The sequence below is a fragment of the Segatella copri genome, assembly GCF_026015465.1.
GTDB classification, from domain to species: domain Bacteria; phylum Bacteroidota; class Bacteroidia; order Bacteroidales; family Bacteroidaceae; genus Prevotella; species Prevotella copri_E.
Map to the genome: position 1 here is coordinate 1562577 of NZ_JAPDUQ010000001.1, position 21051 is coordinate 1583627.

General features: G+C 42.6%; 21 protein-coding genes and 2 tRNA genes. 18 read left to right on the forward strand and 5 right to left on the reverse strand.

What is annotated here, in order from left to right; translation table 11 throughout:
- Window positions 1–10 precede the first annotated feature (10 nt).
- From ONT08_RS06495 to ONT08_RS06515, 5 genes are all read left to right on the forward strand, one after another.
- The gene (locus ONT08_RS06495; protein ID WP_006848100.1) at window positions 11–496 is read left to right on the forward strand and encodes an OmpH family outer membrane protein; all 486 of its coding nucleotides are present in this window, start codon (window positions 11–13) and stop codon (window positions 494–496) included.
- Between the two features lie 114 nt (window positions 497–610).
- Window positions 611–1165, forward strand: coding sequence for an OmpH family outer membrane protein (locus ONT08_RS06500; RefSeq protein WP_006848099.1), 555 nt, complete (start codon window positions 611–613; stop codon window positions 1163–1165).
- Entirely contained in the window at window positions 1162–1998 is an 837-nt protein-coding gene (gene murI, locus ONT08_RS06505) for a glutamate racemase (protein WP_006848098.1), read from the forward strand. Before ONT08_RS06500 ends, murI begins: the two co-directional genes overlap by 4 nt.
- A 29-nt stretch (window positions 1999–2027) precedes the next feature.
- Window positions 2028–2363 (forward strand): 30S ribosome-binding factor RbfA, encoded by a 336-nt coding sequence (rbfA, locus tag ONT08_RS06510; RefSeq protein WP_006848097.1) that lies wholly within the window; start codon window positions 2028–2030, stop codon window positions 2361–2363.
- An 86-nt stretch (window positions 2364–2449) separates the two neighbouring features.
- Entirely contained in the window at window positions 2450–3679 is a 1230-nt protein-coding gene (locus ONT08_RS06515; RefSeq protein ID WP_006848096.1) for an FtsX-like permease family protein, read from the forward strand.
- A 97-nt stretch (window positions 3680–3776) separates the two neighbouring features.
- Here the strand turns inward: ONT08_RS06515 and ONT08_RS06520 are convergent, their stop codons facing one another.
- Both ONT08_RS06520 and aroQ read right to left on the reverse strand, forming a co-directional pair.
- Window positions 3777–4415 (reverse strand): O-methyltransferase, encoded by a 639-nt coding sequence (locus ONT08_RS06520; protein WP_117587225.1) that lies wholly within the window; start codon window positions 4413–4415, stop codon window positions 3777–3779.
- Window positions 4416–4444: 29 nt separating this feature from the next.
- On the reverse strand, window positions 4445–4879 hold the full coding sequence (aroQ, locus tag ONT08_RS06525) for a type II 3-dehydroquinate dehydratase (protein ID WP_006848094.1): 435 nt from the start codon (window positions 4877–4879) through the stop codon (window positions 4445–4447).
- 124 nt (window positions 4880–5003) lie between these two features.
- Here aroQ and xerA point away from each other — a divergent pair, with 124 nt between their 5' ends.
- The 9 genes from xerA (at window position 5004) to ONT08_RS06570 (ending at window position 12397) form a co-directional block, all read left to right on the forward strand.
- A complete protein-coding gene (xerA, locus tag ONT08_RS06530) occupies window positions 5004–5960 on the forward strand; it encodes a site-specific tyrosine recombinase/integron integrase (protein ID WP_022121521.1) in 957 nt (318 codons plus the stop codon).
- A 117-nt stretch (window positions 5961–6077) separates the two neighbouring features.
- A complete protein-coding gene (gene metK / locus ONT08_RS06535) occupies window positions 6078–7352 on the forward strand; it encodes a methionine adenosyltransferase (protein ID WP_117587226.1) in 1275 nt (424 codons plus the stop codon).
- A gap of 3 nt (window positions 7353–7355) precedes the next feature.
- Window positions 7356–8381 (forward strand): DUF4271 domain-containing protein, encoded by a 1026-nt coding sequence (locus ONT08_RS06540; RefSeq protein ID WP_119227354.1) that lies wholly within the window; start codon window positions 7356–7358, stop codon window positions 8379–8381.
- A gap of 6 nt (window positions 8382–8387) precedes the next feature.
- A complete protein-coding gene (locus ONT08_RS06545) occupies window positions 8388–9137 on the forward strand; it encodes a uroporphyrinogen-III synthase (protein ID WP_117587228.1) in 750 nt (249 codons plus the stop codon).
- A gap of 21 nt (window positions 9138–9158) precedes the next feature.
- On the forward strand, window positions 9159–9602 hold the full coding sequence (gene rnpA / locus ONT08_RS06550) for a ribonuclease P protein component (protein ID WP_264959524.1): 444 nt from the start codon (window positions 9159–9161) through the stop codon (window positions 9600–9602).
- Window positions 9602–9853, forward strand: coding sequence for a membrane protein insertion efficiency factor YidD (yidD, locus tag ONT08_RS06555; protein WP_040553354.1), 252 nt, complete (start codon window positions 9602–9604; stop codon window positions 9851–9853). Before rnpA ends, yidD begins: the two co-directional genes overlap by 1 nt.
- A 63-nt stretch (window positions 9854–9916) precedes the next feature.
- A complete protein-coding gene (tyrS, locus tag ONT08_RS06560) occupies window positions 9917–11218 on the forward strand; it encodes a tyrosine--tRNA ligase (RefSeq protein WP_089545324.1) in 1302 nt (433 codons plus the stop codon).
- A gap of 66 nt (window positions 11219–11284) precedes the next feature.
- Window positions 11285–11355 (forward strand) — tRNA-Gln (locus ONT08_RS06565).
- 238 nt (window positions 11356–11593) lie between these two features.
- Window positions 11594–12397, forward strand: coding sequence for a gluconate 5-dehydrogenase (locus ONT08_RS06570; protein ID WP_117587230.1), 804 nt, complete (start codon window positions 11594–11596; stop codon window positions 12395–12397).
- A gap of 107 nt (window positions 12398–12504) precedes the next feature.
- Here the strand turns inward: ONT08_RS06570 and ONT08_RS06575 are convergent, their stop codons facing one another.
- Window positions 12505–12780 carry an HU family DNA-binding protein gene (locus ONT08_RS06575; RefSeq protein WP_006848085.1) on the reverse strand — a complete coding sequence of 92 codons (276 nt, stop codon included), beginning with the start codon at window positions 12778–12780 and terminating at the stop codon, window positions 12505–12507.
- A 228-nt stretch (window positions 12781–13008) separates the two neighbouring features.
- Between ONT08_RS06575 and ONT08_RS06580 the strand changes: the two genes are divergently transcribed.
- From ONT08_RS06580 to secDF, 3 genes are all read left to right on the forward strand, one after another.
- Window positions 13009–13947 carry a rhomboid family intramembrane serine protease gene (locus ONT08_RS06580; RefSeq protein ID WP_022121528.1) on the forward strand — a complete coding sequence of 313 codons (939 nt, stop codon included), beginning with the start codon at window positions 13009–13011 and terminating at the stop codon, window positions 13945–13947.
- Between the two features lie 6 nt (window positions 13948–13953).
- The gene (locus ONT08_RS06585; protein ID WP_117727392.1) at window positions 13954–15051 is read left to right on the forward strand and encodes an endonuclease/exonuclease/phosphatase family protein; all 1098 of its coding nucleotides are present in this window, start codon (window positions 13954–13956) and stop codon (window positions 15049–15051) included.
- Between the two features lie 119 nt (window positions 15052–15170).
- On the forward strand, window positions 15171–18188 hold the full coding sequence (gene secDF, locus ONT08_RS06590) for a protein translocase subunit SecDF (protein WP_264959525.1): 3018 nt from the start codon (window positions 15171–15173) through the stop codon (window positions 18186–18188).
- Between the two features lie 146 nt (window positions 18189–18334).
- Here secDF and ONT08_RS06595 read toward each other — a convergent pair.
- Window positions 18335–18406, reverse strand: a tRNA-Arg gene (locus ONT08_RS06595).
- 56 nt (window positions 18407–18462) lie between these two features.
- Between ONT08_RS06595 and ONT08_RS06600 the strand changes: the two genes are divergently transcribed.
- Entirely contained in the window at window positions 18463–19554 is a 1092-nt protein-coding gene (locus ONT08_RS06600) for an endonuclease/exonuclease/phosphatase family protein (protein WP_264959526.1), read from the forward strand.
- Here the strand turns inward: ONT08_RS06600 and ONT08_RS06605 are convergent.
- Window positions 19545–20402 carry an enoyl-ACP reductase FabI gene (locus tag ONT08_RS06605; protein WP_153114376.1) on the reverse strand — a complete coding sequence of 286 codons (858 nt, stop codon included), beginning with the start codon at window positions 20400–20402 and terminating at the stop codon, window positions 19545–19547. The genes ONT08_RS06600 and ONT08_RS06605 overlap by 10 nt on opposite strands.
- Between the last annotated feature and the right edge of the window lie 649 nt (window positions 20403–21051).

Consider the following 21051-nt stretch of genomic DNA (forward strand, 5'->3'; position numbering starts at 1 on the left):
GAATAGAACAATGAAAAAGCTTATTTTAATGTTGATGCTCTGTGCACCAATGACTATGATGGCTCAGAAGTTTGGTAAAGTAAATACTCAGCAGATTATGCAGTCTTTGCCAGATGTAGCTAAGGCTAATGGCGAGATGGAAGCTCTCCAGAAGCAGAAGGAGAATGACTTGAAGTCTATGCAGGATGAGTTCCAGCGTAAGGCTGACGAGTATCAGAAGGGGTCCAGCACAATGAACGCTACAGCAAAGCAGCAGAAGGAAACTGAGTTGCAGACTCTCCAGCAGAAAATTCAGCAGGCTTACCAGGATGGTCAGCAGGAGTTGCAGAAGAAGAGCAGCGAACTCATGCAGCCTATCGTAGCAAAGGTACGTACAGCTATCGAGGCTGTAGGCAAGGCTGGCAACTACACCTTCATCTTCGAGGATGGTGCAGCTGTATATACAGGTACTAACGTAGTAGACGTTACTAAGGAAGTACAGGCTAAGATTAAGTAATCAAGGCAAATAAAAAGAATATAGATTGAGGGCAGGCAGAAGTGCTTGCCCTTATTTCTCATTTTCAATAACGAGGTATTTATAAGGTATTCATCATAAACGGTATCACTCATCATGAAAAAGAATCTCTTATTTCTGGCTTTTGCTCTCATCTCTTTGACTGTTTCAGCCCAGCATACAACGCCTGCAGCAAAGGTTCAGCAACAACAGATTGCTGTATCTGCTCCTTTGCATTTTGGCTACTTTAGTTTTGATAAGGTTTTTCATACTATGCCTGGTTACGCTATAGCCAAGCATAATATGGATGAACTCCGTGAGAAATACGATGCAGAAACGAAACGTGTAGAAACTGAGTTTAATGCTAAGTATGAGGAATTTCTTGATGGACAGCGCACTTATGCCAAGACAATTCTGGAGAAACGTCAGGCTGAATTGCGTGAATTGATGGAGAAAAATATTGCCTTCAAGGCTGAGGCTACCCGCCTGTTGCAGCAAGCAGAGAATGATGCTTATGCTCCGCTCAAAGCAAAAATAAACGAGGAAGCTAAAAAGATTGGCAAGCAGAAGGGGTTTGCCTTTATCATCAATACAGACAATAATGCAGCTCCTTATCTCAACGAAGAGATGGGGGAGGATATTACAGCTTTGCTGGAGGAGACTTTGAAATGATGCTGCCTTCTAATCCCGGACCAATCGGTGTCTTTGATTCTGGTTATGGCGGACTGACCATCCTGCATGGGTTGCGCCAGACGATGCCTCAGTATGATTATATGTACTTGGGTGATAACGCTCGTGCTCCTTATGGCTCGCGTTCGTTTGAGGTGGTTTATAAGTTCACACGCCAGGCTGTGCTTAAACTTTTCTCTATGGGGTGTCATCTCGTTATCCTGGGATGTAATACTGCTTCGGCTAAGGCACTACGTTCTTTGCAGCAGCGCGATATTCCTGAGTTGGATCCCAGCAGAAGAGTTCTGGGTATTATCCGCCCTACTGCCGAAGTAATTGGTACTATTACCAAGAGTAATCACGTGGGACTTTTGGCTACAGAAGGTACTATTAAAAGCCAAAGTTATAATATGGAAATTTCGAAACTTTGGCCAGAGATTCAGGTGAGTGGCGTGGCTTGTCCGCTTTGGGCTGCCATCGTGGAAGCCAATGAAGCAGATAGTCCGGGAGCTGATTATTTCGTAAAGAAACGCATCGACCAGCTGATGCTGAAGGACGCTGATATTGATACCATTATTTTGGGTTGCACGCATTATCCGCTTCTTATGAGCAGCATTGTGAAGAATCTTCCTGATGGCGTAAGAGTGGTTCCGCAAGGACAATATGTAGCAAACAGTCTGAAAGATTATCTGAACCGCCATCCGCAGATGGAACAGATGATAACCAAAACAGGCTCTTGCCGATATCTCACAACAGAGAGTGAGGATAAATTCAAGGAATCTGCACAGATTTTCCTTCATGAACAGGTGGAGGTTACACATGTAGACCTTGAATAGTTTATAGTTAATAATTATAGTTAATAGTTATGCAAGAAACAAGACAAAACCGTATATCAAGACTTCTCCAGAAGGAGTTGAGTCTTATCTTCCAGTCACAAACCCGCATGATGCATGGTGTGATGGTAAGTGTTACTAAGGTTAGAGTAAGTCCAGATCTCAGTATCTGTACTGCTTACTTGAGTGTGTTCCCTTCTGAAAAAGGAGAGGAGATTTTGAAGAACATCAATGCAAATGAGAAGACGATTCGTTTCGATTTGGGTAAAAAAGTGAGAAACCAGTTACGTATTATTCCAGAACTCCGTTTCTTCCTTGATGATAGTCTCGATTATTTGGAGCACATTGATGAACTCTTGAAAAAGTAAAAGAGTAAAGAAGTAAAAAGACAAGGGAGTTAAGACGGCAATTCTTGACTCCCTATACTGTTATATAAATAAGGTAAGATAGAATTATGAATTTCCCATTCTTTATAGCTCGCAGGTATCTTTTCTCAAAGAAGAGTACGCACGTCATCAACGTCATCAGTTCTATTTCTGTAATAGGAGTGGCGGTAGCTACGATGGCTCTGGTCATCGTTCTGAGTGTTTTTAATGGCTTCCATGACCTGGTAGCTTCACTCTTTACGAGTTTTGACCCACAACTCAAGGTTGTGCCTGTTGAGGGAAAGACTGCACCTGCAGATGATCCTATTCTTACTAAGATTCGTCTTTTGCCGCAGGTGGATGTTGCAACAGAAACCGTAGAAGATCAAGCTCTTGCAATCTATAATGATCATCAGGCTATGGTGAAAATCAAGGGTGTAGATGATAATTTTGCAGAACTTTCTCATATTACAGATATTTTATATGGTGATGGTTCCTTCTCCTTGCATGCTGCCAATCTGGAATATGGAACAGTAGGTATCCGTCTTGCCCAGAATTTAGGCATAGGAGCACAATGGGATGGTTTCCTGAAAATCTATGCTCCTAAAAAGGAAGGACAGCTGGATATGACTAACCCTGGTGATGGCTTTGTTGTTGACTCGCTCAACTCTCCTGGCGTACTTTTTGCCGTTAAACAGGCTAAGTATGATAAAAACTACATCATCACTTCTATTTCATTTGCCCGTAATCTCTTTGGTCAGCAAGGTATGCTCTCTGATTTGGAATTACGCTTGAAACCGGGTAGCAATCTGGATGCTGTAAAGGCTGAGATGCAGCAGATAGCTGGTAATAAATATAAAGTGCTTGACAGATTTGAACAACAGGAAGATACCTTTAAAATTATGTCGATAGAGAAGATGATTGCTTATATCTTCCTGACCTTTATCTTAGTTGTTGCATGTTTCAATATCATCGGGTCGCTTTCTATGCTTATTATTGATAAGAAAAATGATGTAGTGACTCTTCGTAATCTTGGAGCTAACGATAAGCAGATTACCAGAGTATTTCTTTTTGAAGGTAGAATGATAGCTGTGATAGGTGCTGTTATCGGTATTGGATTGGGCTTGCTCCTCTGCTTTTTGCAGCAGCAATATGGATTTGTACGTCTGGGAGATTCTGAAGGCTCCTTTATTGTTGATGCTTATCCGGTAAGTGTCCATTACTCAGATGTTGCCATTATCTTCGTTACTGTAATTGCTGTAGGTTGGCTTGCTGTATGGTATCCTGTAAGAGCGCTGAGTAAAAGGCTGTTGAGTTAAAACCTACAGAATTTCTTATACTTGGGTGCATATACTAAAAGAAATGGCATGAATCTTTTATGGGGGATTCATGCCATTTCTTGTTCTAATTGATTTTTTATTTTTTCCTGATGAGTGTAAGACCATCGCGTAGTGGTAAGATAACAACCTCTACCCTAGGATCTTTTGCTATTAAATCATTGAAAGCCCGAATGCCTTGAGTCTGGTGGTCTCGGTCGTAGGCAGGATCGATGACGTGACCATCCCAAAGAGTATTGTCTGCAAGGATGTAGCCTCCAGGGTTCAGGATGCTCATAACCATTTCATACGTTTCTATATAGGTACGCTTATCGCCATCAACAAAAGCCATATCGAATTTTACGCCTAGTTGGGGCGCTTCTATGTTGGCATCACCGATGTGGAAGTCAATCTTGTCGGCAACATTCGAACCTTCTATCCAGGGACGGGTAAAATCTTCCATCTCATCATTGATTTCGAAAGTGTAGAGTTTTCCACCTTCCTGCAATCCCTGGGCCAGGCAGATAGCACTATAGCCACTAAATGTGCCTACTTCCAGAATATTCTTCGGGCGAATCATCTCTACAAGCATCTTGAGAAGTCTGCCCTGAATATGGCCGCTAGCCATACGTCCATGGATAGTATGTATATTGGTGGCGCGGTAAAGACGATACAGATAATCGCCTTCAGGCTCTATATGCTGGCAGATATATTTGTCTATGAGTTCAGTCTCTGTCATAATCTGATGGATTTAGAGTAACGGAAATCTTACTCTTCTGTTTCTTTCTGTGCTAAGATTCCTGAAATGGCAAGTTCGTAAGAAGCCAGACCGAAACCGCAGATTACGCCCAGGCAAGCACAGGAAATATATGAATGATGGCGGAACTCTTCACGTTTATGCACATTAGAGATGTGTACTTCAACGCAAGGGCATTTCAAACTGCGAATACAATCCTGCAAGGCGATGCTGGTATGAGTATAGGCGCCAGCATTGAGTACTACACCATCATAGGAAAAACCTACTTCCTGCAGCTTGTTGATTAACTCGCCTTCAATGTTGCTCTGAAAGTACTCTATCTCAATATCAGGGAATTTCGCTTTCAGCTTAGGCAGATAACTCTCGAAAGAATTGCTACCATAAATACCCGGTTCTCTTACACCAAGAAGGTTCAAGTTTGGACCATTAATAATTTGTATCTTCATATTTACTTGATTTTTAATCGTAATCCATATTTTTTTCGTATCTTTGCGGCTGAGATCTTTTGTACTCTCCTGTCTTATGCAAAGACGATGCAAAGATACAATAAATTAAGGAAACTGACAAAAAATGAGGAATGAAATTATAAAGAACTATATGAGATACCTCAAGTTGGGGCGTAATTTCTCCAAAAATACGTTGGATGCCTATTACCATGACTTGAATTTTCTCTTGGAGTATGCTGATAAGAACAATTTGGTGCTGACGGAAATGAAATTGGAAGACTTGGAGAATTTTTCTGCAAGTTTGCATGATCGTGGTGTTTCTGCTCGTTCGCAAGCTCGGATTTTGAGCGGAATCCGTTCATTTTACCGTTATCTGGTGCTTGATGATTATATAAAAGACGATCCGACCGAATTACTGGTTTCTCCCCAAATAGGAAAGCATTTGCCGGAGTATTTATCTGTAGAAGAGGTTGACATGCTTGAAGCGGCTATCGATTTGGAAAAATGGGAGGGACAGCGTAATAAGGCGATTATAGAAACCCTGTTCTCCTGTGGCCTTCGCGTTTCGGAACTTGTGAATCTAAAGAAAAGCGATGTGTTTGAAGAAGAAAAGTTTATTAGGGTCATAGGTAAAGGTAACAAGGAACGCATCGTTCCTATTTCTGGTAAGGCTCTGAAAGAAATCAATCTTTGGTATATAGACCGGAATCTGATGACAATCAAGCCAGGCGAGGAAGACTATGTCTTCTTGAATCGTAGAGGTGCTCATCTCACACGCAATATGATACTTATCATGATAAAAAATGCGGCTTATGATGCAGGAATCAAGAAAACCATTTCTCCTCATACTTTACGCCATAGTTTTGCTACAGCCTTGTTGAAAGGTGGAGCCGATCTGAGGGTAATTCAGGCCTTGCTGGGGCATGAAGATATTGGAACCACAGAGATTTATACTCATCTTGAAACTTCAGATTTGCGCAGAGCTATCTTGGAACATCATCCTCGAAATATCAAATATAGTGAAGAAAACCAAGTGCTTGATTCTGATAAAACAGACAAAAGATGCCCGAATAACAGATAAAGCACAAGGAATTGACGTTTTTTATATAGGAATATGACAAAATCTGAAAAAATATGAGTAACTTTGCAGCCGCAAAATAATGAATATCAATAATTAATAGAAATAAAGTAAGAAAATATGGCATATTTGTTTTCATCAGAATCAGTTTCTGAAGGACATCCAGATAAAGTGGCTGATCAGATTTCAGATGCATTGCTTGACCAGTTTTTGGCTTACGATGACCACGCTCATTGCGCCATCGAAACCTTTTGTACTACTGGTCAGGTAGTAATCATGGGTGAGGTTCGCTCTAACGTTTATGTTGATTTGCAGACCATTGCCCGCAAGACTATCAAGAAAATCGGTTATACCAAGAGCGAATATCAGTTTGACGGCGACTCTTGTGGTGTGCTTACTGCTATCCATGAGCAGAGCGATGATATTAACCGCGGTGTAAGTCGTGAGGAGGATGAGAATCAGGGTGCAGGCGACCAGGGTATGATGTTCGGTTATGCTACAACGGAAACCGAAAATTATATGCCGGTATCACTCGACTTGGCTCAGCTCATCATGCGTGTCCTTGCAGATATCCGCAAGGAGGGCAAGGTGATGACTTATCTCCGTCCGGACTCTAAGAGCCAGGTAACTATCGAATACTCAGACGATAATATCCCACAGCGCATCGATACCATCGTAGTTTCTACCCAGCATGATGATTTTATCAAGAAGGCAAATGGTGAGGACGATGATGATGCTATGCTGGCAAAGATTCGTGAGGATGTAATCAATATCCTGATTCCAAGAGTAAAGACTCACCTGAGTGATAAGGTGTTGGCTCTCTTCAATGATGACATCAAGTACTTCGTAAACCCTACAGGTAAGTTCGTGATTGGTGGTCCTCATGGAGATACAGGTCTTACCGGTCGTAAGATCATTGTAGATACTTATGGAGGTAAGGGTGCTCATGGTGGTGGTGCCTTCTCAGGTAAGGATAGCAGTAAGGTTGACCGTTCTGCAGCTTATGCTGCCCGTTATATTGCAAAGAATATGGTTGCTGCCGGCGTTGCAGATGAAATGTTGGTTCAGGTAAGTTATGCTATCGGCGTGGCAGAACCGGTTAGTATCTATGTAAATACTTACGGCAGAAGCCATGTGAATATGACTGACGGCGAGATTGCAAAGAAAATTGCAGAAATGTTTGATCTTCGTCCTAAAGCAATCGAGCGCCAGTTGAAGTTGCGCCAGCCAATGTTCCAGGAAACTGCGGCATATGGACACATGGGACGTAAGAATGAGATAGTAGAGAAAACCTTCACCAGCCGATATCATGAGGCTAAAACTGTGAAGGTAGAACTCTTTACATGGGAAAAATTAGATAAGGTAGACGAAATCAAGAAAGTTTTCGGACTTTAAGGAATGGTGCAACAGGCAGATTCGATACAGACAGATGCCGCACTTGAGGCTGAATCGCAACAGCAAGTGCTCAGGCAACATAGCAGCCAGCTCACACCCAAAGAGGTGTTGAGCTGGCTGCCTAAGAATGCAACGCCAGCTCAGCAGGACTCCATGATTAGGGCACATATCAAGCCCAGTGAGATTCATTGGAGCAAGATGCCGGATACATTACACTTGCCGGGACATAAGGCAGGTAAGAGTTTTAGGGATGTAAGTTTGCCACAATATTATCGTGAGTCATTCTTTTCAAAAGATTCTCTGTTTCATCCGGAATTAAAGGGTGGACGCTTAGGGGTGGCAGGTGATCCTGTTCCCTATACGGTAGCTGGTGATAACTTTATTACTTCATTGCTGTTGGTCTGTTTTCTCTTGGCTTGTATAGCATTCTCTAAATCTAAGCATTTTGTTATACGCCAGGCAAAAACCTTCTTCCGTACTCCACGCATCGGTACAACAGAGGTGACGGAGACCAGTTCTGAAGTAAGATACCAGTTCTTCTTCGTGTTGCAGACCTGTCTTTTGCTGGCAATCGGGTATTTCATTTATTCGAAAGCATCTATCAGCGATACGTTTATCGTAGACCAATATCAGGTAATCAGTATATATGCTGGTTGTATGGGGGGCTATTTCTTGTTGAAGGCGTTCCTCTATGTGATTTCTGGTTGGGTATTCTTTGAAAAGAAAAAAAATGTACAATGGCTCAAGGCATATTTGTTCCTTATATCATGTCAAGGAGTGGCCTTGTTCCCAATGGTGATGCTTTTGTCGTATTTCGATTTCCCATTGCAAATTGCAGTGATATACACGTTGACTATCCTTGGATTAGTTAAATTGTTGGCTTTTTTGAAGGCTTACATTATCTTTTTTAGAAGAAATGGCGTGTTTCTGCAAATATTTTTGTACTTTTGTGCCCTTGAAGTGATACCCTTGTTCGCTCTTTGGGGTGGACTTGTGTTAATCAGTCATTATTTGAAAATAAACTTTTAAGACAAAATGATAAAGAAAATTTTAGTTTCTCAGCCAAAACCTGCAAGTGAGAAGTCTCCTTACTTCGATATCCAGGCTCAATATGGAGTAGAATGCGTGTTCCGTCCATTCTTTAAGGTAGAGGGGCTCTCTTCTAAAGAATTCCGTCAGCAGAAAATAAATTTGCTTGACTATACTGCAGTCGTATTTACATCTCGTCATGCAGTAGACAACTACTTTAAATTAGCTAAGGAGATGCGTATCACAATTCCTGAAGATATGAAATATTTCTGTGTGATAGAGACTATCGCTCTCTACATCCAAAAGTATGTTCAGTATCGCAAGCGTAAGGTGTTCTTTGGTGATACAGGTAAAATTGATGGGTTGATGGGACAGATGGCTCGCCATAAAACCGAGAAATATCTGGTACCATTAAGCAGTGTTCATAATGATGATATTGCCAACTTGCTTGATGAGAAAAAACTCAATCATACAGAATGTGTAATGTATCGTACTGTAAGCAATGATTTCTCAGAAGAGGAAATCAAGAACTTCGATTATGATATGATGCTTTTCTTTAGCCCAACAGGTGTAAAGGCTCTGAAGAAGAATTTCCCTAATTTTGAACAAGGGAATATCGCTGTTGGCGCTTTTGGTCCTGCTACAGCAAAAACGGTTGAAGATGAGGGCTTACGCCTTGATCTGGAGGCTCCTAATAAAGCTTTTCCATCTATGACAGGTGCCTTGGCTGATTATCTGAAACGTCATAATAAATAGGAAATATTTAATAGAATAGATATGTCAACAGACAGAAATAAAACATTCGGAAAGAAAGAGCATCTATGTAAACTGACACTTATAGAACAGCTCTTTGGAGGTGGTGCTAAAGCAATGACGGCATGGCCTATGAGAATGGTGTTTCTTCTTGTTGACAAGAAAGATGAGCAAGCCCCTTCTGTTCAAGTTCTTATCAGTGTATCAAAGCGTTATTTTAAGCACGCAGTAAAGCGCAATCGGGTAAAGCGACAGATACGTGAAGCTTTTCGTTATCAAAAACAAGAGCTGGAGACTTGTATGCAGAATTATGTTGGAGAACAATTGCTTGTGGCTTTTGTTTGGCAAACAGAACAATTGCAGCCTTCAAAGCTGGTTTCAACCAAAATGACTAAACTTTTGGATAGATTGGTTGTTAATATCAAGGAGATGCAATCTGAAACAGTCATGAAAGAGAGCAGTTTATGATGAAGATTCTCTTTATGATAGCACATGGCATGAGAAAGGTGTTGGTATGGATTCTTATACTGCCGATATTGTTTTATCAGAAGTGTATTACTCCTTATACGCCACCTTCTTGTCGCTTTCAGCCCACTTGCTCAGAGTATGCGAGACAAGCCATCCTGAAGCATGGTCCCTTTAAGGGACTGGCTTTGGCTGTTTGGCGCATCTTAAGATGCAATCCTTGGGGTGGTTCGGGTTATGATCCCGTACCGTAAGTTTCCGACTGTGTTGTTGGGCCCCTTATACATATTATATAATATAATAAAAAATCATATTCTATGGCAAAAAATTTTGTTGAAGAATTGAAATGGCGTGGTATGCTGGCGCAGATAATGCCAGGTACTGAGGAATATCTCAACACCCACATGGTGTCTGCCTATCTCGGAACCGACCCTACTGCAGACTCTCTGCACATCGGTCACCTTTGTGGTATCATGATGTTGCGCCACTTGCAGCGTTGTGGCCATAAGCCTTATCTCCTCGTCGGCGGTGCCACGGGTATGATTGGCGACCCTTCTGGCAAGAGCCAGGAGCGCAATCTTCTCGATTCAGAGACTCTCTATCATAACCAGGAAGCTATCAAGAAGCAGGTATCTAAGTTCCTCGACTTCGATGGCAATGAGCCTAACAAGGCGGAGTTGGTGAACAACTACGACTGGATGAAGGACTTCACCTTCCTCGATTTCGCTCGTGTGGTTGGTAAGCATATCACTGTAAACTACATGATGGCGAAGGATAGCGTGCAGAAGCGCTTGAATGGTGAGGCTCGCGACGGCTTGTCTTTCACTGAGTTCACCTATCAGTTGCTCCAGGGCTACGACTTCCTCTATCAGTATGAGAAGTATGGTGTTCGTCTCCAGTTGGGTGGTAATGACCAGTGGGGTAACATGACTACCGGTACTGAGCTGATTCACCGTACATTGGGTAACGATGCAGAGTGCTTCTGCCTCACTTGCCCATTGATTACCAAGGCAGACGGTAAGAAGTTCGGTAAGACAGAGAGTGGTAACATCTGGTTGGACCGTAATCGCACTACTCCTTACGCTTTCTACCAGTTCTGGTTGAACGTAAGCGATGATGATGCCGAGAAGTACATCAAGATCTTCACTGACCTTGACAAGGAGACTATCGATGCTCTCGTAGAGGAGCACAAGCAGGATCCAGGTCGCCGTGTACTCCAGAAGCGTCTGGCTGAGGAGGTTACCGTAATGGTTCACTCTCAGGAGGATTTGGATATGGCTATCGCAGCCAGCAACATCCTCTTCGGTAAGGCAACCAAGGAGAATCTGGCACAGCTCGATGAGGCTACATTGAACGATGTATTCGCCAATGTTCCTCACTACGACCTCGACAAGAACCTGCTCGGTGGTACAGCCGTAGATCTCTTCAATCAGGAGGGTATGCAGATCTTCCCAAGTAAGAGCGAGATGCGTAAGCTCGTTAAGGGTGGTGGCGTTTCACTCAACAAGGAGAAACTCGCTGCTTTCGATCAGGTTGTAACTGCTGATGACCTGATTGACGGTAAGTATCTTTTGGTTCAGAAAGGTAAGAAGAACTACTTCTTGATTACCGTTAAGTAATCGTTAAAAGTATTGAAAATATTTGGTAGTGGAGAAAAAATCCACTATCTTTGTAGCCGATTTGCTTGTCCTATGGTGTAATGGTAGCACTACAGTTTTTGGTTCTGTCAGTGGTGGTTCGAATCCGCCTGGGACAACAGGTCATAAATAACCCTTCAAGTCTTTGCGGATTTGGAGGGTTATTTTGTTTATAATAAAGTTCGGATACAACAAGCTCTTTGCATCTATTATAGGTCAATTTTGATGAAAAGTAGTCAATAAAATGAGAAAATAAGTAAAAAGGGTGCATCTTTCGTATTGATTTAGGGTGATATTCAAAATTATTTTGTATCTTTGCCCTCGTAACAAATCAAACAATTTATAAAAAATAAAATTATGGACTTTAATAAACTATTCTCATTAGAGGGTAAAGTAGCCCTCGTTACAGGTGCCGCTTATGGTATCGGTTTTGCTATGGCTGAGGCTTATGCCAAAGCTGGTGCTAAGATTGCTTTCAATTGCCGTAGCCAGCACCACATGGATCAGGCTCTTGCAGATTACAAAGCAAAGGGTATTGAGGCAAAGGGTTATATCTGTGATGTAACAGACGAGGAACAGGTGAAAAACATGGTAGCTGACATCGAGAAGGAACTTGGTGTTATTGATATTTTGGTAAACAACGCAGGTATTATCAAGCGTATTCCTATGACAGAGATGTCTGTAGATGACTTCAAGCAGGTTATTGACATTGACCTCACAGCACCTTTCATCGTATCTAAGGCAGTTATCCCAGGTATGATCAAGAAGGGTCATGGTAAGATTATCAACATCTGTTCTATGATGAGCGAGTTGGGCCGTGAGACAGTTTCTGCATATGCAGCTGCCAAGGGTGGCTTGAAGATGTTGACACGTAACATCTGCTCAGAGTATGGTGAGTACAACATCCAGTGCAATGGCTTGGGCCCTGGTTACATTGCAACTCCTCAGACTGCACCTCTCCGTGAGCGTCAGGCAGATGGTAGCCGTCATCCATTCGACAGCTTCATTTGTGCAAAGACTCCTGCAGGTCGCTGGTTGGAACCAGAAGAGTTGGCAGGTCCTGCTGTTTTCTTGGCTTCAGATGCTTCTAATGCAGTGAATGGTCACATTCTCTACGTAGATGGTGGTATCTTGGCATATATCGGAAAGCAGCCAAAATAAAGGATCAAACATGAAGATTTAAATTTGAATAAACTTGAATAGAATAAAAAAATATAGGGCAGCCATAAAGGACTGCCCTATATTTGTAATTAAAATAATCTTTACAATTATTTATTGATTGCATCTGCAAGCTCAGCGCCAGCCTTGAACTTAGCAACCTTTTTAGCTGCAATCTGGATCTTCTCCTTAGTAGCTGGATTGATACCCTCACGAGCAGGACGCTCGTTAATGCTGAATGTACCGAAACCTACCAACTGGATCTTGTCACCTGCAATGAGGGCTTCCTTCAATGCGTTTGTTGTAGCTTCAAGAGCGGCCTTAGCCTGTGCCTTTGTAATCTCAGCACCTGCTGCAATCTTGTCAATCAATTCTGTCTTGTTCATAATTTTTCTTTATTAAATGAATAATATTGTTGTTTCTTAGTTGAATTCGTTTACAAATATAGCTTTTTCTTGTGAAAGTTCAAATAAAAAAAGCAGAAAAGTGATGAAATTATTGAAATTTAAGTGTAATAAGTCTATTTTTTGGTGTTTTCACGGATATTTTTCGTAATTTTGTCGCCAAAATACAAATATTATTCAGATTATTAAACTGTTTATAGAAATAAAGTTATGCGCAATATTCCAATTGTAACAAAGAATTTGCTGATAGTGAATGTAGTAGCATTCCTGGCATGCATGCTGATGGACAAGAGTATGGGTGGCGGTTCTGGCCTGACAGATATGTTTGGGCTTCATTTCTTCCTGGCATCCGATTTCCATATTTATCAGTTAGTTACCTACATGTTTATGCATGGTGGTTTCCAGCATATTCTCTTTAATATGTTTGCCTTATGGATGTTTGGCTGTGTGGTTGAAAGAGTTTGGGGACCAAAGAAATTCCTTTTTTATTACATAGTGTGTGGAGTGGGAGCAGGTTTGTTCCAGGAAGCTGCACAGTATATTACCTATGTGGCAAAGGATATGGCAGCTTATGATTATGTTAGTGTTAATGGAGCCAGAATAACAATGGAGCAATATCTGAACCTATGGACTACCGTGGGTGCTTCAGGAGCTATTTATGCCATATTGCTTGCCTTTGGTATGATTTATCCAAACGAGCGTCTCTTCATTTTCCCGTTGCCAGTTCCTATTAAAGCTAAATTCTTCGTGATAGGCTATGCTGTCATAGAATTGGTTTCAACATTCTCTCTCTCTGATGACGGTGTGGCTCATATTGCCCATTTGGGAGGTATGGTCTTTGGATTCTTCCTGATCCGTTATTGGCGTAAGCAGATTGGTAATGGTTACTATCAGTCTAATTCTGCAGACGCTTTTGATAAGTTGAAAGGTATGTTCGGCGGAAAGCGTCGGGCAGGTAGAACGCATTTTACTTATACCAAGAATGAATCTTATAATCCGACTTATGAACAGGATGCAGAATGTAAGACCAATGAAAAGGTCGTATCTCAGGAAGAGATAGATAGGATCTTGGATAAGATAAGGAAAAGCGGTTATGATAGCTTGACTCAGAGTGAAAAGCAGATGCTCTTTGATCAGAGTAATAAGTAGGAAACTATGTTTAAAGGATTTAAGGAATTTACATATAAGATGGTAGCTGGTGCTAATGTGGCAACTATCATCATCATGTTGCTGGTGGGCTTTTCTGACTTCTTTCAGCCGGAAAAGTTCGCCGCATTGGCTAATCTTGGCTTACTTTTCCCGGTTTTTCTTATAGTTAACTTAGGCTTTTTGCTTTTCTGGTTGCTCTTCCGGTCTAAGTATGCCATTATTCCATTCTTAGGCTTCTTGATCTGTTTTGTGCCTGTCCGCAAGTATATGCCAATCAACTTTTCTGGCGAAACTCCAAAAGGTTGTATCAAAGTTCTATCATATAATACCTGGAATTTTGGTGCACAGACAGAGGATGCCGAAGGTACTAATGTCTGTATTGCTTATCTGCAAGAGCAGGATGCTGACATAGTTTGTCTGCAGGAAGCATGTCCTACAGCCCGGAATATTGAGCAGATAGATAGTATGCTCAAGCCGATGTATGCTTATCAGGATACAACGATGCACATAAATGGCGGAAATTGTCTTATGTTGCTCAGTAAATACCCCATTCTTTCAAAAGAGCGAATTCCTTATGAATCGAAAGGAAATATGAGTGTAGCGTATCGTCTGAAAGTGAAAGATAGAGAGGTCCTTCTCATCAATAATCATTTGGAAACTACCGGCTTAAGTTTAGAGGACAGACGCCAGTTCAAGAATCTGGTTATCGGAAAATTGCAGGTTGATACTGCAGAAGAAACGTCCAAACTGCTCGTTGTAAAACTTGCCGAGGCAACAAAGAAACGGGCTCCTGAGGCTGAAGCTGTAGCAAAATACATTCAGCAGCATAAAGAACAGAGTATTATTTTGTGCGGTGACTTTAATGATGGTCCTATCTCTTATGCTCATCGTACGATAGCTAAAGATTTGACGGATTGCTACATTGCAAGTGGTAACGGACCGGGTATCAGCTATCATCATGGAGGCTTTTTTGTTCGCATTGACAATATCATGTGTTCAGACGATTGGGAGCCTTATGAATGTAAAGTTGATGATAAAATCGCCGTTTCAGACCACTATCCTATCATTTGTAAGCTAAAAATGCGCCCTAAAAAGCAAAAATAGAGCAAATTATTCTTATATAAGAAAAAAAATGCTTATTTTTGCACAACTTTATGGAGGTTTTTGAAAGAATCCCTAAAAGCAATTGAAAAGAAACAAATAATTAATAACAATAAATAGAAATGCAAAACAAAGGAATTGTAATTTGTGTAGCCGTCTTACTGACACTCGCAAGTATCTTCTATTTGTCATTCTCGTTTGCCACACGTTACTATGACAGCGAGGCTGCAAAGATTAAAGATCCTATTGCTCAGCAGGATTATAAGGATTCTGTTAAGTACTTAGGTGTTTATTCTTACCAGAACTGCTTGGAGACTCAGATTGGTCTTGGACTTGACCTTAAGGGCGGTATGAATGTAATTCTTGAGATTTCTGTACCTGATGTACTTGAAAACCTTGCCGATCATAAGACCGACGCTGGTTTTACCAATGCCATGAAGGAAGCTAGAGCTCAGGAAGAAGCTAACGGTGGTGACTTCGTGTCACTTTTCATTAACGCTTATCATAAGAGCGCACCAGGTCATAAACTCGCAGAAGTATTCGCTACCCAGCAGTTGCAGGGCAAGGTTTCTCCTCAGAGCAGCGACGCAGAGGTAGAGAAGGCTATCCGCGCTTCTGTACAGGATGCTATTGACAACTCTTTCAATGTTGTCCGCACCCGTATCGATAAGTTTGGTGTTGTACAGCCTAACATCCAGAAGTTGGAAGGTCAGCAGGGCCGTATCATGGTAGAAATGCCAGGTATCAGCCAGCCAGAGCGTATGCGTAAGATGCTCCAGGGTAGTGCAAACCTTGAGTTCTGGGAGACATACAACTCAGAGGAAATCGCTCCTTATCTCCAGCAGCTTGATACCCGTATCGCAAATGGTGATAATGGTGAGGAGAAGAACGATACGGTTGCAGCAGATTCTGCAGCAGCTAAGAAAGAAGTTGCTAAGGCTGAACCTAAGAAGGCTGAGGCTAAGTTCTCTATCAAGAAGAAGGACGATGCTGCAAGCAAGGTAGGCGAGGATGCTCAGAATGCTGCTGCTATCAAGGCTCACCCATTGTTGGCTCGTTTGCAGCTCGGTGGTGGTTTGAGCACTGTTGGTTATGCTAGCGTTCGCGATACTGCTGCTATCAACAAGATTATCTACTCTGCTGTGGCTAAGCGCGTTTTGCCATCAGACTTGCGTCTGCTTTGGAGTGCTAAGCCAGCTGATAACCTGAAGGCTAAGAATATCTTCGAGCTTCACGCCTTGAAGGTGACTACCACTACAGGTCGTGCTCCTTTGGAGGGTGATGTAATTACCGATGCTAAGGACGAGTTCGACCAGATGGGTTCACCTGTTGTTAGCATGAAGATGAATACTGAGGGCGCACGTAAGTGGGCTCAGATGACCAAGGCTAACGTAGGTAAGGCTATTGCTATCGTTCTGGATGGCGTAGTTTACTCTGCTCCTCGTGTAAACGGCGAGATTGATGGTGGTAGCTCTCAGATTTCCGGTAACTTCACTATCGAGGATACCAAGGACTTGGCTAACACATTGAAGTCTGGTCGTATGCCAGCTCCTGCACGTATCGTTCAGGAGGAGGTTGTAGGTCCTACACTCGGTGCACAGTCTATCCAGATGGGTATTGTATCATTCGTTGTAGCTTTCGTACTCCTGATGGTCTACATGGTGATGATGTACAACATCATTCCTGGTATGATGGCTAACCTGGCTTTGCTCGTCAACGTATTCTTCACGCTGGGTATTCTGACGTCCTTCCAGGCGGCTCTGACGTTACCAGGTCTTGCCGGTATGGTCTTGTCTCTGGGTACTGCCGTGGATGCCAACGTGCTTATCTTTGAGCGTATCAAGGAGGAGCTCCGCTCCGGTAAGGGTATGAAGCAGGCTGTAGCTGCCGGTTATGGCAACGCTTTCTCTGCTATCTTCGACTCTAACTTGACATCTTTGATTACTGGTGTTATCCTGTTGACTACCGGTACAGGTCCTATCCGTGGTTTCGCTACTACATGGATCATCGGTATCGTAGTTTCATTCTTCACTGCTGTGTTCCTGACTCGTCTGGTTTACGATTATAAGTTGAACCACGATAAGTGGATGCACTGCAAGTTTGATACTCCAGTTTCTCACAACCTGATGCAGGGCAAGAAGTATAAGTTCATGTCTATGTACAAGACTACCTTCACCGTTGCCATCGTAGCAGCTGTCGTATTCATCGGTAGTTTCTTTGTTCGTGGCTTGAGTAAGAGTATCGACTTCACAGGTGGTCGTAACTATGTAGTACAGTTCGAGAACCCTGTAGAGCCAGAGCAGATCCGTACGGTTCTTGGCGATGCATTCGTCAATGCAGACGGTACTAAGGCAACTACTGGCGCTATTGCTATCGGTACAGACGGTAAGACTATCCGTGTATCTACCAATTATATGATTGAGAGCAACAGTCCAACTGTTGACGATGAGGCTGAGACTATCCTTTACAATGCCTTGAAGAAGGCTAACCTGGTTTCTCAGAAGAGTGTTGAGGCATTCAAGAATCCAGATGTTCGTCAGGGTGGTTCTATCATCAGTAGTACAAAGGTAGGTCCTTCTGTGGCTAAGGATATCACTATGGGTGCTATCTATAGTGTGCTCTTCGCATTGATTGCTATCTTCCTCTACATCCTGATACGTTTCCGCAACGTGGCCTTCTCTGTAGGTTCTACTGTAGCGTTGGCATTCGATGCCTTGACCGTTATCGGTTTCTACTCACTCCTATGGGGTCTCGTTCCATTCTCATTGGAGATCGACCAGACCTTCATCGGTGCTATCCTGACCGTGGTAGGTTACTCTATCAACGATAAGGTGGTTGTGTTCGACCGTATCCGTGAGAACTTGAAGTTGCATCCTAAGGGCGACCGTCAGCAGCTCTTCAATGCATCTATCAATGAGACATTGGCTCGTACCATCAATACATCTACATCTACATTGCTCGTGTTGCTCTGTATCTTCATCCTCGGTGGTGACAGCATCCGCAGCTTCTCATTCGCAATGATCCTGGGTGTTGTATTCGGTACATTGTCATCTATCTTCATTGCATCTCCAATGGCTTACATCGTTCTTGGTCGTAAGATTAAGGAAGAGACAGCTGAGGAGGTTGCAGAAGTTAAGTAATCAGAAACTCTTCATTCTTTCTCTGTCCGATGTATGTCGGATAGAGAAAGATACTGGAAAGAATATAAAAATAATAAAGGTCGCTTCCTGATTGTCAGGAGCGACCTTTATTGTTTTATCATCTCTGGAATGATAAGGAAAGTACGTGGTCCCACCGAGAATCGAACTCGGATCAAAGGTTTAGGAAACCTCCGTTCTATCCGTTAAACTATAGGACCATTGTAAACCGACTGCAAAGATACATCAAATCGTTGACAATACAAAATAAAATGTTATGTTTTTCACTCTCATCTTATCAAGTTTCCTCACTTTTGTGGAGTTGAACTGCGAAAACCTCTTCAATACGAGGCATGATTCGCTGAAGAATGACTATGAATTCCTGCCACAGAGCAGTTACAAGTGGACACCTTATCGCTATTGGCGCAAGCTGGCAAATCTTTCCAAGACTATAGTAGCTTTGGGTTATGAAGATTTGTCGCTTGTTGGTACCGCCTCCCCAGATAATCTTTCAAGACCCTCGGAGAAGTCCTGGCATGTTCCCGATTTTGTGGCGCTTTGCGAAGTGGAGAACGATAGTGTGCTGTTTGATTTAACCCGGCGTTCAGCTCTTCGCGGTGTGAATTATGATTATGTGATGACCGATTCGCCTGATGAACGAGGCATAGATGTGGCTTTGCTTTATCAGCCATCTTCTTTTGCGCTTATACAGTTCCGGTCCATCCGCATCAAGCCGCTGCCTGATACTCGTCCTACGAGAGATATTCTCTACGCTTCGGGGCGGATTATGAATGATGATACGCTCCATGTCTTTGTATTGCATGCGCCTAGCCGGCGTGGCGGCGAACAGGTTTCGCGTCCCTACCGGCTGCAGGTAGCCAGCCAGCTGGTTTCTGCCGTAGATTCTATCTATGCGCTCAATGATAGTGCAAGGATTATCGTAGCCGGCGATTTCAACGATTATTCCGATTCTCCGGCTCTTCGTTATCTTTATCAGCATCACCTTATTAATATATCTGTTGGCGCCAAAGGCTCTCATGGTGCCAAGGCTACTTATCGCTGGCATGGAGATTGGCGAAGTCTTGACCAGATTCTCTTCAGTCCTTCGCTTTCCCGGCTTAAGATGAGTTGTCAGATAGGAGATTTGCCATTCCTCTTAGAAGATGATGAGAAATATGGCGGAAAGAAACCTTTCCGCACCTATCTCGGTCCCCGATATTTGGGTGGATACAGCGATCATCTTCCGCTTGTTGCCAAGTTTAAGATAGAGGGTGGATATGAAAAAAAAAACAGGTATGCTCAGATTTTTACTGAACATACCTGTTTGTATATTAGTGAGATTTTTTCTCTTCTGCCTGATTATCCGTAGATAACCTTACCATTCTCATCCTCATAAGGAGTCATATCCTTAGCATACTGGTTCATGGCACGGAGGCTCATACCCATTGATGAGAAACCACCATCGTGGAAGAGGTTCTGCATGGTCACCTTGCGGGTGAAGTCAGAGAACATCATCACGCAGTAGTTAGCGCAATCCTCAGCTACGGCGTTTCCGAGTGGAGACATCTTGTCGGCGAAGTCCATCATGTTCTCGATGTCCTTGATACCCTTACCTGCTGTTGTAGCTGTAGGGCTCTGAGAGATGGTGTTGATGCGCACGTGCTTCTCACGACCATAGATGTAACCGAAGCTGCGGGCGATACTTTCGAGCATGCTCTTGGCATCAGCCATATCGTTGTAACCGAAGAATGTACGCTGAGAAGCTACGTATGTGAGAGCTACTACAGAACCCCACTCGTTGATAGCATCCAACTTCTTGGCTACCTGCAACATCTTGTGGAAAGAGATAGCAGAGATATCCAATGTCTTGTTCAGGAAGTTGTAGTCGAGGTCATCGTATGTACGATGCTTGCGAACGTTAGGGCTCATAGCTACAGAGTGGAGCACGAAGTCGATTTTGCCACCGAGTTTCTCCTGAGCCTCTGTGAATACCTTTTCCAAGTCTTCTACGCTAGTCGCATCAGCTGCGATGATAGGAGCGTTAATCTGTTCAGCGAGCTTATCCAGCGTACCCATACGCAAAGCCATAGCTGTATTACTAAGTGCGATAGTAGCACCCTCTTCAGCAGCCTTTACAGCTACTTTCCAAGCGATTGATTCCTCATTGAGTGCACCGAAGATGATGCCACGCTTGCCTTTTAACAAATTGTGAGTCATTGTTATCTTAATACTTTTGTTTATACTAACGACAATCCCCTACATATATCATTCTCTATATATATAATAAGGTGTAAAACCACTTTGTTTTGTTCTAGTCGTTGAAATCGTGCGCAAAATTACGAAAAATGTGCAATATACCCAAATTTTTTAACTAAAAAGTGCCGTAAACGTTTTCTTTTTTGTGGTATGTCAAGTATTTCGCTCCCTGCAGTCAGTATGATATTCTATTTATTCTTTGCAGATAATAAGCCTGAAACAAATATATCTTATGCTTATAGATAACGTATCTGTTGGTCAGCGGAATTAGATTTGTAGGGTTGCTGCCATATGCCAGCAGAGTTGTCGACATATGCCAACAAGGTTCCTGACATATGCCAACAAGGTTCCTGACATATGCCAACAGAGTTATCGACATATGTCAGCAACCTTGTTGGCAACTGCCGGCAACCGTACGGAACTAATTGTTAGAACCGATGAATCGTAGAACTGTGACTATTTAATCTATTTGTTCTACGTATTTAAACAATACTCCTTACCCAGCAGATGCCGGTATAGATAACTTAAGAAACTTCTTATTTCTGTTCTTACAAATTATAGCCTTATTGCAGCAAAAATATCCTTTTTGTTGCAATATGACAAGGTAGAA

Coding starts and splice junctions, on each gene's coding strand:
- ONT08_RS06570 (WP_117587230.1), top strand. CDS start 11,594: ATGGACTTTAATAAACTATTCTCATTAGAGGGTAAAGTAGCCCTCGTT.
- ONT08_RS06575 (WP_006848085.1), bottom strand. CDS start 12,780: ATGAACAAGACAGAATTGATTGACAAGATTGCAGCAGGTGCTGAGATT.
- rbfA (WP_006848097.1), top strand. CDS start 2,028: ATGCAAGAAACAAGACAAAACCGTATATCAAGACTTCTCCAGAAGGAG.
- ONT08_RS06605 (WP_153114376.1), bottom strand. CDS start 20,402: ATGACTCACAATTTGTTAAAAGGCAAGCGTGGCATCATCTTCGGTGCA.
- ONT08_RS06520 (WP_117587225.1), bottom strand. CDS start 4,415: ATGACAGAGACTGAACTCATAGACAAATATATCTGCCAGCATATAGAG.
- yidD (WP_040553354.1), top strand. CDS start 9,602: ATGAAGATTCTCTTTATGATAGCACATGGCATGAGAAAGGTGTTGGTA.
- rnpA (WP_264959524.1), top strand. CDS start 9,159: ATGTCAACAGACAGAAATAAAACATTCGGAAAGAAAGAGCATCTATGT.
- ONT08_RS06540 (WP_119227354.1), top strand. CDS start 7,356: ATGGTGCAACAGGCAGATTCGATACAGACAGATGCCGCACTTGAGGCT.
- ONT08_RS06515 (WP_006848096.1), top strand. CDS start 2,450: ATGAATTTCCCATTCTTTATAGCTCGCAGGTATCTTTTCTCAAAGAAG.
- aroQ (WP_006848094.1), bottom strand. CDS start 4,879: ATGAAGATACAAATTATTAATGGTCCAAACTTGAACCTTCTTGGTGTA.
- ONT08_RS06585 (WP_117727392.1), top strand. CDS start 13,954: ATGTTTAAAGGATTTAAGGAATTTACATATAAGATGGTAGCTGGTGCT.
- metK (WP_117587226.1), top strand. CDS start 6,078: ATGGCATATTTGTTTTCATCAGAATCAGTTTCTGAAGGACATCCAGAT.
- ONT08_RS06545 (WP_117587228.1), top strand. CDS start 8,388: ATGATAAAGAAAATTTTAGTTTCTCAGCCAAAACCTGCAAGTGAGAAG.
- tyrS (WP_089545324.1), top strand. CDS start 9,917: ATGGCAAAAAATTTTGTTGAAGAATTGAAATGGCGTGGTATGCTGGCG.
- secDF (WP_264959525.1), top strand. CDS start 15,171: ATGCAAAACAAAGGAATTGTAATTTGTGTAGCCGTCTTACTGACACTC.
- ONT08_RS06580 (WP_022121528.1), top strand. CDS start 13,009: ATGCGCAATATTCCAATTGTAACAAAGAATTTGCTGATAGTGAATGTA.
- ONT08_RS06600 (WP_264959526.1), top strand. CDS start 18,463: ATGTTTTTCACTCTCATCTTATCAAGTTTCCTCACTTTTGTGGAGTTG.
- murI (WP_006848098.1), top strand. CDS start 1,162: ATGATGCTGCCTTCTAATCCCGGACCAATCGGTGTCTTTGATTCTGGT.
- xerA (WP_022121521.1), top strand. CDS start 5,004: ATGAGGAATGAAATTATAAAGAACTATATGAGATACCTCAAGTTGGGG.
- ONT08_RS06500 (WP_006848099.1), top strand. CDS start 611: ATGAAAAAGAATCTCTTATTTCTGGCTTTTGCTCTCATCTCTTTGACT.
- ONT08_RS06495 (WP_006848100.1), top strand. CDS start 11: ATGAAAAAGCTTATTTTAATGTTGATGCTCTGTGCACCAATGACTATG.